General features: G+C 64.9%; 16 protein-coding genes. 8 read left to right on the plus strand and 8 right to left on the minus strand.

Annotation, left to right across the window (positions count from 1 at the left end; all coding sequences use genetic code 11):
* Positions 1-15: 15 nt before the first annotated feature.
* The 5 genes from P2T60_RS10070 to P2T60_RS10090 form a co-directional block, all read right to left on the minus strand.
* Positions 16-1,449 carry an MATE family efflux transporter gene (locus P2T60_RS10070; RefSeq protein ID WP_382209252.1) on the minus strand — a complete coding sequence of 478 codons (1,434 nt, stop codon included), beginning with the start codon at positions 1,447-1,449 and terminating at the stop codon, positions 16-18.
* On the minus strand, positions 1,446-2,063 hold the full coding sequence (locus P2T60_RS10075; RefSeq protein WP_276279113.1) for a TetR/AcrR family transcriptional regulator: 618 nt from the start codon (positions 2,061-2,063) through the stop codon (positions 1,446-1,448). Before P2T60_RS10075 ends, P2T60_RS10070 begins: the two co-directional genes overlap by 4 nt.
* Positions 2,064-2,307: 244 nt before the next feature.
* The gene (locus P2T60_RS10080) at positions 2,308-3,087 is read right to left on the minus strand and encodes a PHP domain-containing protein (protein WP_276279114.1); all 780 of its coding nucleotides are present in this window, start codon (positions 3,085-3,087) and stop codon (positions 2,308-2,310) included.
* Positions 3,088-3,146: 59 nt separating this feature from the next.
* Positions 3,147-3,455: a HalOD1 output domain-containing protein gene (locus tag P2T60_RS10085; protein ID WP_276279115.1), complete on the minus strand. Its 309-nt coding sequence runs from the start codon at positions 3,453-3,455 to the stop codon at positions 3,147-3,149.
* 53 nt (positions 3,456-3,508) lie between these two features.
* The gene (locus P2T60_RS10090) at positions 3,509-4,168 is read right to left on the minus strand and encodes a helix-turn-helix domain-containing protein (protein ID WP_276279116.1); all 660 of its coding nucleotides are present in this window, start codon (positions 4,166-4,168) and stop codon (positions 3,509-3,511) included.
* 93 nt (positions 4,169-4,261) lie between these two features.
* Here P2T60_RS10090 and P2T60_RS10095 point away from each other — a divergent pair, with 93 nt between their 5' ends.
* From P2T60_RS10095 to P2T60_RS10125, 7 genes are all read left to right on the plus strand, one after another.
* On the plus strand, positions 4,262-4,747 hold the full coding sequence (locus P2T60_RS10095) for a DUF309 domain-containing protein (RefSeq protein ID WP_276279117.1): 486 nt from the start codon (positions 4,262-4,264) through the stop codon (positions 4,745-4,747).
* Between the two features lie 156 nt (positions 4,748-4,903).
* Complete coding sequence (locus P2T60_RS10100) at positions 4,904-5,599, plus strand: DUF7344 domain-containing protein (RefSeq protein WP_276279118.1); 696 nt, start codon at positions 4,904-4,906, stop codon at positions 5,597-5,599.
* A gap of 42 nt (positions 5,600-5,641) precedes the next feature.
* Positions 5,642-6,439, plus strand: a complete 798-nt coding sequence (locus P2T60_RS10105; protein WP_276279119.1) for a M14 family metallopeptidase — start codon at positions 5,642-5,644, stop codon at positions 6,437-6,439.
* Positions 6,440-6,538: 99 nt separating this feature from the next.
* Positions 6,539-7,750 carry an ADP-forming succinate--CoA ligase subunit beta gene (gene sucC, locus P2T60_RS10110; protein WP_420028679.1) on the plus strand — a complete coding sequence of 404 codons (1,212 nt, stop codon included), beginning with the start codon at positions 6,539-6,541 and terminating at the stop codon, positions 7,748-7,750.
* On the plus strand, positions 7,747-8,616 hold the full coding sequence (gene sucD, locus P2T60_RS10115; protein WP_276279121.1) for a succinate--CoA ligase subunit alpha: 870 nt from the start codon (positions 7,747-7,749) through the stop codon (positions 8,614-8,616). Before sucC ends, sucD begins: the two co-directional genes overlap by 4 nt.
* Positions 8,617-8,708: 92 nt before the next feature.
* Positions 8,709-9,206, plus strand: a complete 498-nt coding sequence (locus P2T60_RS10120; RefSeq protein ID WP_276279122.1) for a hypothetical protein — start codon at positions 8,709-8,711, stop codon at positions 9,204-9,206.
* Between the two features lie 162 nt (positions 9,207-9,368).
* Positions 9,369-10,310 (plus strand): hypothetical protein, encoded by a 942-nt coding sequence (locus P2T60_RS10125; RefSeq protein ID WP_276279123.1) that lies wholly within the window; start codon positions 9,369-9,371, stop codon positions 10,308-10,310.
* 29 nt (positions 10,311-10,339) lie between these two features.
* On the opposite strand, the gene P2T60_RS10130 is transcribed toward P2T60_RS10125, so the two are convergent.
* From P2T60_RS10130 to P2T60_RS10140, 3 genes are all read right to left on the minus strand, one after another.
* Positions 10,340-10,669, minus strand: coding sequence for a zinc ribbon domain-containing protein (locus P2T60_RS10130; RefSeq protein WP_276279124.1), 330 nt, complete (start codon positions 10,667-10,669; stop codon positions 10,340-10,342).
* A gap of 69 nt (positions 10,670-10,738) precedes the next feature.
* Complete coding sequence (locus P2T60_RS10135) at positions 10,739-11,101, minus strand: DUF7344 domain-containing protein (protein WP_276279126.1); 363 nt, start codon at positions 11,099-11,101, stop codon at positions 10,739-10,741.
* Positions 11,102-11,312: 211 nt separating this feature from the next.
* Entirely contained in the window at positions 11,313-11,549 is a 237-nt protein-coding gene (locus tag P2T60_RS10140) for a DUF7511 domain-containing protein (RefSeq protein WP_276279127.1), read from the minus strand.
* A 285-nt stretch (positions 11,550-11,834) separates the two neighbouring features.
* Between P2T60_RS10140 and P2T60_RS10145 the strand changes: the two genes are divergently transcribed.
* On the plus strand, positions 11,835-12,563 hold the full coding sequence (locus P2T60_RS10145; protein ID WP_276279128.1) for a DUF7282 domain-containing protein: 729 nt from the start codon (positions 11,835-11,837) through the stop codon (positions 12,561-12,563).
* The last annotated feature ends 15 nt before the right edge of the window (positions 12,564-12,578 follow it).

The raw sequence follows: 12,578 nt of genomic DNA on the forward strand, positions 1-12,578 counted from the left end.
GAACCTGCGAGCGGGTCAGTCGTCCGCGGACGTGGCCTTCGGTTCCCCGCGAACGTCGGCGTCGCGCCACGTCCCGCGTTTGAACCAGAGGACGGCGACGACGGCACCGACGACGTTCGAGACGAGGAACGCCATCCAGATGCCCTCCGGCCCGAAGCTCTGCGCGCCGACCCACGCGACCGGCAGGCGGACGACGCCGAGCATGAAGATGGAGATTGCCGCCGCGACCAGCGTCTTGCCAGCGCCGCGGAACCCGCCGGTGTAGGCTCGCATGACTCCGATGAACCCGAAGGAGGGTGCGACCCACCGCAGGAAGTTCGCGCCGATGTCGATGACCTCCGGGTCGTCGGTGAACACTGCGACGACGCCGTGTGCGCCGAGGAAGATAACGACGCCCATGGCGGCCAAGACGCCGAACATCACCTTCGCGGCGAAGTCGTTGGCGCTGGCCGCACGGTCCGGTTTGTCCGCGCCGATGTTCTGGCCCGACATGGTTTCGACGCCGCGGGCCACCGCGATGGCGGGCAGGAAGATGACCGAGAACACTCGAGTTCCGATGCCGAACGCCGCGACCACCGTGGTCGGGAACAGGCCGACCACGTACAACAGGAGGTTGACCGACAGCGCGCGGCCGGTCCCCTCGATGGAGGCCGGAATCCCGATTCCCAGCAACTTCTTGAAGAAGTCGAGGTCGGGCGTCATCTGCGAGAGGTGAATCTGGACGCCGCGGTTCCCCCGGAACATGATTCCGAGACCGACGACCATCGCCATCGCCCGCGAGAGGACGGTGGCGATTGCCGCACCCTCGATACCCATCGCGGGGAACGGACCCCAACCCATGATGAGGAACGGGTCTACCACGACGTTGAGGACGACCGTCCCGAGCATCACCAGCATCGGCGTCACCGTGTCGCCGTACCCCCGCATGAGCGAGATGAACACGAAGAAGCCGAACATGAAGGCGATGCCGAGCGAGATGACCTGCATGTACGCCTCCGCGCGCCAGAGAACGTCGGGCGAGGCCCCGAGGAACGCGAGGAAGTCCCCGACGAAGGTGTAGCCGACTGCACCCAACACCACCGACGCGAGGAGCGAGAAGGTGACAGTCTGGGACGCCGCGTACTCGGCTTGCTCCTCCTCGTCCGCACCGACGTGTTGAGCGACTAGAATCGACCCCGCGACGGACAGGCCCATCCCGAGCGAGATGAGCAGGAACACCATCGGAAACGCGAAACTGATGGCCGCCAATGCCTTCGTGCTGTACTGGCCGAGCCAGAACGTGTCGGCGAGGTTGTAGGCGGTCTGGAGCAGGTTCGTCACGACGATGGGTAGCGAGAGGTAGAACAGCGGCCACCCGATGCCGCCCTCGGTCAAATCGAGGTCCGACTGGTCTTTGAACGTGCCGCTCAGTCGCTCGCGGAGCGTCCCGACTTGCTCGCGCAGACTCACGCGAATTCGACCTCCCGGTCCACCCCGTCGGCCAGTAAGTCGCGCTCCACGTAGTCGGCTAGCGCCCGGCGCGCGTGGGCCAGTCCGCTGTCGGTCGAAATCGCGCGGGTGTGAGCGCCGTCGAAGACCGTGGCGACGAACTCCGCAGTCGCCTCCGGGTCGGCGTCGGCCCGGAAGACGCCCGACTCCACACCGTCGGCGACGACGGACCGGACGCACTCCCGAACGTGGTCGTCGAACTCGGTCAGACGCTCCCGAAACGCCTCGTCGTAGGGTGCTTGGGCTTTGATTTCCAGCATCGCGGTCCGGAAGTCCCGACGGGCCTCGTCGTCGGAGTCGTCCAACACCTCGTCCACCAGCGCCCCGAATCGGTCTAAGGGGTCGGCGTCGGAATCGGTCTCGAACCGGTCGGCGAACGACTCGAAGAGGTGGTCCAGAAACGCAAGCAGAAGGTCGTGTTTGGTGTCGTAGTGGTAGTGGAGCGACGACTTGCTCGCCTCGGACCGGTCGGCGATGTCCTGCATCGTCAACCCGGCGTACCCGCACTCGCAGAGCGCGCAGTAGGTCGCCTCTACGATGTCCTCCGTGGTTTCGTCGGCTTTGCTCGCAGTCACTACGAGAAACTAACTGACCGGTCAGTCAAAAGGGTTCGGGAGTCGGAACGCGAACGCCCACCGGTCCGGAACCGCTCCGCTATCGGAAACGTATCGATTTCTCTCGAATATATATACCTTGCTTCGAGACATGTATACAGTTCTCTAACGATGAGAGGGATTGCTACCGCGCGTGTCTGCGGTTTCCGACTCGGACAGCCGTCCGAGTCGGAAACCGCAGGGCGAAACGCCGCTACCGACCGGTTCACTCGAACAGTCGGACCGGCGACACCTCGCGCTCGGCGAACAGCTCCTCCAGCGCCGCGTGTCGCTCTCGCACCTCGTCGGGTTCGTGGGCGTCCGACCCGGTGACGAACTCGATTCCGCGCTCTCGAAGCGCGGCTCGGAAGTCGGGCGCGGGGTGGTACTCGCCGTAGTCCCGGAGGACGCGCCCGGCGTTGACCTCCGGAACGGTCCGCGACCGGCGGAAGGCGTCGGCCACCATCGCGTGGTGGTCCGCAGTGGTGTACCCCCGGAGTTCGGGCGTGCGCTCCACGAGGTCCACGTGGGCCGCGATAGCGAACAGTTCCGACTCCACGAGGGTCGCGAGGCGTTCGTAGTAGTCGTCCACGAACGCCCGGCGTTCTCGCTCGGGCATCTCGGCGAAGGGTGCGCTCCGCTGGACGTTGGTCCCCTCGACGCGGTGGACGCTCCCGACGGCGTAGTCGAAGTCGGCGTCGTCCAGAAACGACGCGATGTCGCCCTCGTCGCGGGGGTCGTAGTCGAGCTCCACCGCGTCGAAGATGCGCAGGTCGTACTGCTCGCGGAGCGACTCGACGGCCTCCCGGCGGAGCGGATAGGTTCGGTCCAAGTTGATGCCGTACTCGCGCTTGCCTCGCAGGAGTGTTTCGCGCTGGGCGACGTTGCAGTGGTCGGCGAACCCGATTGCTCGGAGACCCGCGTCGGCGGCGGCGTCCAACATCCGCGGCATCTGCGTGCCGTCCGAGTAGTTCGAGTGAACGTGGTAGTCGTGGACGACGGACACGGACGACACTTCGCGCTCGTTCGGCGTATCTGTTGGGGTCGGGCGTCGGCGGACGGCGCTCACCGCCCGTGCGTGAGTTCGACCGCTCCCGTGCTATCGACCGACACCGCGTACCCCGAGTAGTCGAACGTCACCGACACGTCCGCGTTCCGTTCGCCCCACGACGAGTCGAAGATAGCGTTCAGCGCGTCGGTGTCCACCGAGTCGTACAGCGGCGGCAGTCGAGTCACGTCCTCGGGTCCGTCGAAGGCGGACGCTCCCCCAGACGCCGTGACCGCGGCGACGATGGCCTCGGCGGGCGTCGAATCGGCCGTCGCCTGATACCGGAACTCCTTCGACGCGCCAAGCCGGTCTTTACTGTAGGTCATACTCTCACAATGGGTACCGGACGGGAATCTCTCCCCGTTGGAGGGCCAACTGTTTAAGTCGCCGCGTCGCCGTCGAGGGCGTTCTCGACGAGACTCGCCTGTCCGCGCCGGAGTCGGGCCGACAGCGCTTGGTCGGAGATGCCGAGGTCCTCGGCGAGTTCCGTCAGGGTCGTCCGGCGCGGCACGTCGAAGTATCCGGCCGCCAGCGCACAGACCAGCGCCTCGCGCTGTGGCGTCGTGACGCCGTACTGCTGGCCGTCGGCGTTTGTCTCGGACTCGTCGTAGATGCCGACGAGTCGGAAGGGGAACCCCATCTCCCGGCAGGCGTCCCGGTAGGCACAGAGCGCGTCCCGGTTGGGCACGCGAGCGCGGACCCGAGACTCGGTCGTGTCGGCGGTCACGTCGAGGAAGGTGATGTCTCGCTCGACGGCCACCGAGTGAGTCATTCGCTCGGCGACCGACTCCGAGAGCGTCACCCGGTAGAGTCGCCGGTCGCCGAGGTCCGCGAGGAGGCAGTAGTCCGCGACGGTCGGGTCGTCCTCGACGCCGGACTCGAAGGCGTCGAAGTCGTCGCCGCTGGCCCAGAAGACGAACTTCTGACTGCTGTCGGGCATCCGTCGAACGTCTTCGGTCTCGAAGGTCATTTCGGGGACGACTTTTCTGGTCTCCCGAAGTATCGGTGAGCTAACTACGAACTCCGCGACGAAACTCATCGGCGGGTGTACGGAGGTAGTGAAGATAGCACTTTCGCGCGGCCGCCTCCTTCGTCCGACGACGTTACCCGGCTACGGGTCTACGTGTGCCGCATGGACGAACACACCCGCGACGAGTCGGTCGAGCCGCCGCGAGTCGGCACGCCGACCGGATGGCTCCCCGCCGAGGGCCACTGGGAACACGACACGCTCCGGCGCGCGACCGCTCACGGCGTCCGCCTGTTTAACGCCGGGGAATTCCACGAGTCCCACGACTGCTTCGAAGACGAGTGGTACAACTACGGGAGCGGGACCACCGAAAGCGCGTTCCTCCACGGGATGGTGCAGGTCGCGGCGGGCGCGTACAAGCACTTCGACTTCGAGGACGACGCCGGGATGCGGTCGCTGTTCAGGACCGCGCTCCAGTACCTCCACGGCGTGCCGCCGGACTACTACGGCGTGGACCTGCCGGACGTGCGCGAGACCATGACGCGGGCGCTCGAAACACCCGACGTGTTGGAAGGTTGGAAAATTGGGTTCGACGAGACCCGACCGGAAGCAGACGCCGCCGACTTCGCCTACGCCGACTCGCTGGAGTGAGTTCGCTCGCGGAATCCGTCTCCGACCCCTAGTTTGCCTCTTTTATTAGACACGTAATCAAAACGAATCGACAACTTATATACTTCTCGCGTCGATTGTGTAGCCAGTGTGGTCCCCAACTGCGCGCGACACACTCCCCGAACAGGAGGTCATCACATGACTACGACCGACTCTCGCCAAGACACGACGGCGAACGCCCGACGGCACAGTCCTGAGCGCGATGCTCCGTTAGACGCCACTTTCGACGCACTCTCGAATCGGCAGTGCCGGGACCTTCTCCGTCACCTCGTCGAGAGCGACGACGACGCCTTCTTGGTGGCGGACCTCGCCACGCAACTGACCGACGAGACCGACTCGGAAACCGCCGAAACCCGCATGCTCGCCCGTCTCCATCACACTCACCTGCCGAAACTCGCCGACGCGGGTCTCGTGAGCTACGACCCCGACCGCGGACTCGTCCAGTACCGACCCGAATCCCGGTTCGAGGCGATGGTCCCGACTATCGAGTCGTTCGAGTCCGCGGACTATCCGGTCTCGCTCGACGCACTGCTCGACCTGTTCGCCGACCACCGCCGCCGGACCGCGTACGTCACGCTCTTGGGACACGACGACCTGTCGCTCCCGGACCTCGCCGACGAGGTTGCGGTCGCGGAGTACGGCCAACCCCTCCCCGACATCGAACCCGACGACGTGTTGCAGGTCTACCTCTCGCTGTACCACACGCACGTCCCGAAACTCGGGGCCGCGGGTCTCGTGGAGTACGACCAAGCCGACGACTACGTGCGACTGACCGACGCTGGCTGGACGCTCGAATCCCCGTTCCGGTCGCTGTGTGACCCCGCTGACGACTGAGAGTCGAAACTCTCAAGGGCGAGCGATGCGGTTTTTTCTTCGATGCGAATCGAGCAGTTGGGCGAGGGCGCGCCCGAGATTGCGGTAGTCGCGGCCATCCACGGCGACGAACCGTGCGGAGTCCGCGCCGTCGAGCGACTCCTCGCCGAGTCGCCCGCCGTCGAGCGACCCGTCAAGTTCGTCGTGGCGAACGAGGCGGCACTGGAGAAGGACGTTCGGTACGTCGAAGAGGACCTCAACCGCGCGTTCCCCGGCGACCCGGACGCCGACACCCACGAGCGACGACTGGCCGCGGACCTCGCGCGAGAGGTCCGCGACTGTACCACGCTGTCGCTCCACTCTACCCAGTCGTACGCCGAACCGTTCGCGCTGGTGGACACGGTAGACGCGATTGCGCGGTCGGTGTGTCCGTACCTCCCGGTCTCCGTGCTGGTCGAAACCGAGGCCGAGAGCGACGGCAGACTCATCGAGTACCCCCACGTCGTGGAAGCGGAGTGCGGCCTACAGGGGTCGGACAGCGCGGCGGACAACGCGGTCGAACTGATTTACGGCTTCCTCGAAGCGACCGGTGCGCTTCCCGACGACGAACCGGTCGCTGGCTACGACCAGAACGACGTGGAAGTCTACCGCCTCGGCCGACCGGTGCCCAAGAACGGGGCCGACGACTACGAGGTGTTCGCCGAGAACTTCGAGCGCGTTCCGGAGGGCGAGGCGTTCGCGGCCGCCGACGACCGGGAGTTGGTGGCCGACGAACCCTTCTACCCCGTGTTGATGTCGGCGTACGGCTACGAGAACGTCTTCGGCTACCGCGGCGAGCGAATCGGCGTCCTCGACGGGTGAGCGCACGAGTCCGACACTCCGGGACGTGCGGGTCGGATTTCTCGCCCGCTAATTTACTCGCCTCGGAGTACCATTTCGGCAGACGACGCCGAGGCTCGGGTGGCAGTTCTCGGCGATTCCGATACTACTAACTCTTGTACGAGGAAAGTACCGTCCGAGTCCAAAATGAGATTACACGAGTATCAGGCGAAGAGCGTCTTCGCCGAGGCAGGAATTCCGACGCCGGACGCGGAACTGGCGTCGTCGGTAGACGAGGTAGTCGAGGCCGCCGAGGACATCGGCTACCCCGTCGCAGTGAAGGCACAGGTACACGTCGGGGGTCGCGGGAAGGCTGGCGGCATCAAACTCGCCGAAAGCCGCGAGGAAGCCGAACAGGTCGCCGACGAGATTCTGGGGATGGACCTCAAGGGGTACCACGTCGAGCGCGTTCTCGTGGAAGAGGCCGTGAACTTCGTGAACGAACTCTACGTGGGCGTCACGATGGACCGCGGCGAGGGCAAGCCGGTCGCCATGGTCTCCACGAAGGGCGGCGTGGACATCGAGTCCGTCGCCGAGGAGACCCCCGAAGCCATCGCGCGCGAACACGTGGACCCCGCGTTCGGGATGCACCCCTATCAGGCCCGCAAAGCCGTCTACGACGCGGGCGTCCCCCGCGAACTCGCCTCGGACGTGGCGTCGGTTCTGCGGACTCTCTATCAGCTCTGGGACGACCGAGACGCCAGCGAGGTCGAAATCAACCCGCTGATGGTCACGGAGGACGACGAAATCATCGCGGCCGACGCCGTGATGAACATCGACGACGACGCCCTCTTCCGCCAGTCGGACCTCGCCGAGATGGAAGAAGAGACCTACGAGGACGACCTCGAACGCAAGGCCGGCGAGTACGGCTTCGACTACGTTCGACTCTCGGGTAACGTCGGCATCATCGGCAACGGCGCGGGTCTCGTGATGACGACGCTCGACCTCGTGGACTACTACGGCGGCGAACCCGCCAACTTCCTCGACATCGGCGGCGGCGCGAAGGCCGAACGCGTGGCCAACGCGCTCGACATGGTGTTCTCCGACGAGAACGTCGATGCGGTCGTGTTCAACATCTTCGGCGGCATCACCCGCGGCGACGAGGTTGCAAAGGGCATCAACGACGCCCTCGGGCAGTTCGACGAGATTCCCAAGCCCGTGGTCGTCCGCCTCGCCGGGACCAACGCCGAGGAGGGCCGCGAGATTCTGAACGACGAACTCGTCACGGTCGAGGAGACCCTCGAAGACGCGGTTCAACGCACGGTCGAATACTCAGAGGAGGAAGCACAATGAGCGTTTTAGTCGATTCGGACACCAGAGTCGTCGTACAGGGTATCACCGGCGGGGAAGGCAAGTTCCACGCCGAGCAGATGATGGAGTACGGCACCAACGTCGTCGCCGGTGCGGTGCCGGGCAAGGGCGGCCAAGAGGTCGCTGGCGTGCCGGTCTACGACACCGTAGAGCAGGCCGCCCGCGAAGAAGACGCCGACGCCTCGGTCGTGTTCGTCCCGCCCGCGTTCGCGGGTGACGCCGTGTTCGAGGGTCTCGACGCGCCGCTGGACCTCGTGGTCGCCATCACCGAGGGCATCCCCACCCAAGACATGGCGAAGGTCAACAAGCGACTGAGCGAGGTCGATACCCGACTCATCGGCCCGAACTGTCCGGGCATCATCACCCCCGGCGAGTCCAAACTCGGCATCCTGCCGGGCAACATCTTCGAGTCCGGCGACGTGGGTCTGGTCTCGCGGTCGGGCACCCTGACCTACCAAGTCGTGGACAACCTCACGTCCCGAGGCATCGGCCAGACCACCGCCATCGGCATCGGCGGCGACCCCATCATCGGCACGGACTTCATCGACGCGCTGGAACTGTTCGAGAGCGACCCCGACACGAAGGCGGTCGTCATGTGCGGCGAAATCGGCGGCGAGGACGAGGAAGAGGCCGCCCAGTACATCGCACAGAACATGGACACGCCGGTCGCTGGCTTCATCGCCGGTCGGACCGCCCCGCCGGGCAAGCGCATGGGTCACGCGGGCGCAATCGTCTCCGGTAGCGGGACGGGCACCGCCGAGAGCAAAATCAACGCGCTGAACGACGCTGGCGTCCCTGTGGGCGACACGCCGAACGAAGTCGCCGACCACATCGAAGACTTCCTGTAGCGACGCTTTCCCGTTCATCGCTCTTTTTCTGGACCCGCTGTCAGCGACCAGCACTTTTAAAATAGCGACCGAGCATATATATTTATTCAGTCATGTCTCAATCAGAGCATCCGGAAATCGCGTCGTTTCTCCCCGACGACGAAGAGGTGATACGGGTGGTGACGTGGCGGCCGTACCTGTTCAGTCTCTTCACACGGCGCAAGTGCTATCTCACCCAGCGGCGCATCCTCCGGATGGACAAGACCCTCGGCGCGAAGTCGTTCCGTGAAATCCCGCTCAAGAACGTCGTCGCCGTAACGCAGGGGCGACTGTTCAAATTCGGCTGGTTCGCGCTGGGTGTCGCGTTGCTCGTGTTGTCGCTGGTTCTGTTCGCCACGGATACGAGCGACGTTGCTACGTTCGTTCTCCTCGTGTCTATCGCCATCTTCGCCGCCACACTCTACACGCGGCGGTCGTACTTCCGACTCCACACGACGAATCCGAACAGCGACATCAAGATTCCACTCACGCGAAGCACCGGCCGGGGAAAGCCGTTTGAGGAGTTCATCCAGTACACCCGTCACGTCTGGAACAAGCGCAACCAGTGGTAGCGACCCCTGCAGAGCCGACTTGACGCCGAAACACGGCACTCGGACACCGAATCCGGCGAAACGCGCCAACTGGCCGCCGGATTCGGCAGAACGCACGGCCTGCGACGGCCGTCGCAGGCCGTGCGTCTCGTCACGAAACGAATCACTCCCACGACCAAACTCATGTCAACGACCGAATTAACGTACGAATTTCCCTCCGGCCGTCGGTTCAGCATCGGTGCAGTCGCAGGTTTTCTCGCGTTCGTGGTGGACTACGCCGTCGGGAGCGTGGACTTGCTCGGGTTCGTCTTCCCGTTCGGGTCGTACTCGGTCACGAGTTTTCTGATACTCGTGGCCTGTAGCGCCGTCGCACTCTACGCGAGCGGACCGCCAACAGTCACAGGTGGTGCGGCCGTCGCCGCGAGTGTCGCCGCAGTCAACGGTGTTCTCTCGCTTGTACTCACCGTGTTCACGCTGCTGACGAACGGTCTCCCGCTCTCGTTCATCGCCAGCGAGGGGCTCGTGCCCGCGTTCTTCATCTTTCCGTTGGTGGCTGGAGTAGTCGGTGTAGCACTCGCGTACAAACTTATCTCGGCCGGAATTGTGTCACCCCGGAACCCAGTCGGCGGGGCCACGAGAGGTGAGTCCTCGCCGTCGTCCGTCGGTTCCAGAGGTATCCCCGAAACCAGCGAAAACGACCGCGGAACCCCTGAGGACGACACAACTGCATCCGGCAGGACCGACGAGAGCGACGGGCCGACCGACCTCCCGCGAGACGTGGCTGGTGGCTCACCGACCGGCGACGTAATCGACGCGGACCTCGGTCTCGACGGGACCATCACCGTCACCAGCGCGCTCAACCGAGCGGTCAGATGCCGCATCGCCTGCCGGACGGCGGCCGGTGGCGTGGTCGTTCGGCAGGAAATCGTCGTCAGACCGGATTCCGACCAGACGTGGACCGGAATTCCGCCCGCGACGGAGGTCAAGGTCGGTCTCAAAGTCGAGAGCGGTCCCAGCGCCGCGCAAACGTTCGAGAACGCGGGTGCCACAGCAGTCGACCCGACGATAGCGCTTCGGCCGAGTGGCATCGAGATAACGGCGGCTGACGGTGGCGTTCGGTCGTAACCCAACGCCGCGCTGAAGTGGTAGCGAAGCTACCGATTCAGCTCGCCGAGGCAGTCCTGACAGTACCGCGCGCCCGTCATGTTCGACGCGCCGCAGGTCGAACAGACGAACGAGTCGGCGGTGGGGAGCGGGTCGTCGGACGAGTCCGACGACCCGCGGCCGTCGGCGCGAATCGGACCCTTGTCGAGGGCTTGGGCGGCGGCGCTCGACACGTCCTGTGGCGTGTCGTCGCGCTCCGCGAGCGCCATCAACAGCGCGTCGTCGCGCATCTTCTCCAGTCCGCGCATCAGGCCGAGAAACAGGACCGTCGGTGCGGTAATCACGAAACAGGCGACCAGCAGTCGGAGGGCGAGGTTCATGTCCGACTGGCGTGAGCAGACCTTATTAATTCTATCGATTCCTTGAATACGAGTCGGTCGGCGCGCGGGTTACGACTCGTCGTCTTCGAACCGCTCGACGCTGTGGTCGATTCGCTCGCAGGTCTCGGCAGTGAGGTCGGCCAGCACGACGCGTTCGCTCTCGTTCCGGTCGAGCAGGCCCGCCTCGTCCATCACCGGGAGATGGTGGCGGTCGAGCGAGACGCGGAGTCGTTCGGGGTGCTGGTCCACCGACCCGGCGATGGTGTCGGTCAGCTCGGCGACGGTCGCCGACCCGTGTTCGCGGAGGTGGTCCAGCGCCGCCCGCCGCCGCCGGTCGGTCAGCACCCAGTGTAGGTCGTCGGGAAGCGGTCTGTCGGCGTCGTCGGGCGCGCTGTTCGACAGGTCGGCCGAGTCTCGTCGGCTTCGATTCATAGCCGTTCGGGTCGAAGACCCCCGACTACATCAAACTATTCGGGGTACTGATATATTTGGGTGCGGTCGGCTCGGTTCCGATGCGGTCGGTTCCCGGTGAGAACATCCCCCACAGTAACGCCGAGGTCGGGCGACCACGGACCCGCGACGGCCGACGCCAGCGAACGGACGAGAGACGAGTCGAGGACCGGAAAACGAGGTATTCAGAAGTTCAGCGTGCCGATTCGAGGTCTACGAAAGCGTCGTCGTCTGCGGTAAGCCACGTAGACATTCGCTCTACGCTCGAAAGGCCGTCCGGGTAGACTGTCCGGCGGTCGGGTCCGTCTTCGTAATCCACGACGACGGAACACAACTCGATGTCCGGGCGCGCGGCGCGTCGGTCGGTCTGGAAATCGTCGGAGCGGTCCGCGTCGGTCGGCGTGTCGAGGATGTCAGGGTCCGTACTCATAGTACTCCGGGCGCGTTCGTCGCTCCGGCACGGATAGGTTAAGTGTTTTCTATGAGCCATATATATCGGTTGGGAGCGAACTGACGCCTCGGTACCGCGGCACTCGTCGGCAGTCTTTCGCCACCAATGGTCGTGATATTTTGTAACATTCGGTACCGTAAAGTAATTTTCATTGGCGTGTCAACGAACGGACCACGTTCCGGAAGCCTCTCGGCCGCGAGCGCCCCAGTGCGCTCGCTCGACACGTAACGTCGCCGAGACACATCTACCGGGGCAGAGAAAACGATGACAGGTACGACACGAACGGTCCTCGTTGCGGCAGTGTTGGCGCTCGCGGTACTCACCGGAGTCGCCGTCGCGGATTCCGCAACCTCGACTACGAACGCGATGGACGCACAGACGAACGAGACGACGACGAACGAGACGACTACCACCACGAACGGGACGAACGAAACGGCATCCGTTTCGGCCCCCGACCAGAAACTCGACGGTGACGAACTCACCATCGACTCCGCGTACCTGCCCGACGGCGGGTTCGCGGTCGTCTACAACCAGAGTAGCGCACGCATCGGCCGCACCGGCTACCTCGCGGCGGGCGACCACGAGAACCTCACCGTCACCCTGAACGAGTCGGTCGAGGAACCCCAAGTGCTGGTCGTGGCCCTCGTCCGCAACAACGGGAGCGAGACCTACAACGCCTCCGCGGACAAGGTGGCCTACCAGAACGCACAGGGTCAGGATGTCGCGGACGTGAGCTACGTCTACCTCCAAGACCGCGGTAACCGCACGACTGCGGAGACCACGGCCGAAGACACCGAGACCACGGCCGAGGACACTGCGACCACGGCCGAGGACACCGAGACCACCGAAGCCACCACGTCGAGCGACGAGACGGCCGACGAAACCACCGAGGAGACCACCGAAGACTCCAGCGGTGGCACCCCCGGCTTCACGCCCGCGACGGCAGTCGTCGCGCTTCTCGCGGCCGCGTTCGTCGCCATGCGTCGCAACTGACGCCACACGCTCGAC

This window comes from Halorussus caseinilyticus (assembly GCF_029338395.1).
Classification (GTDB): Archaea; Halobacteriota; Halobacteria; order Halobacteriales; family Haladaptataceae; genus Halorussus; species Halorussus caseinilyticus.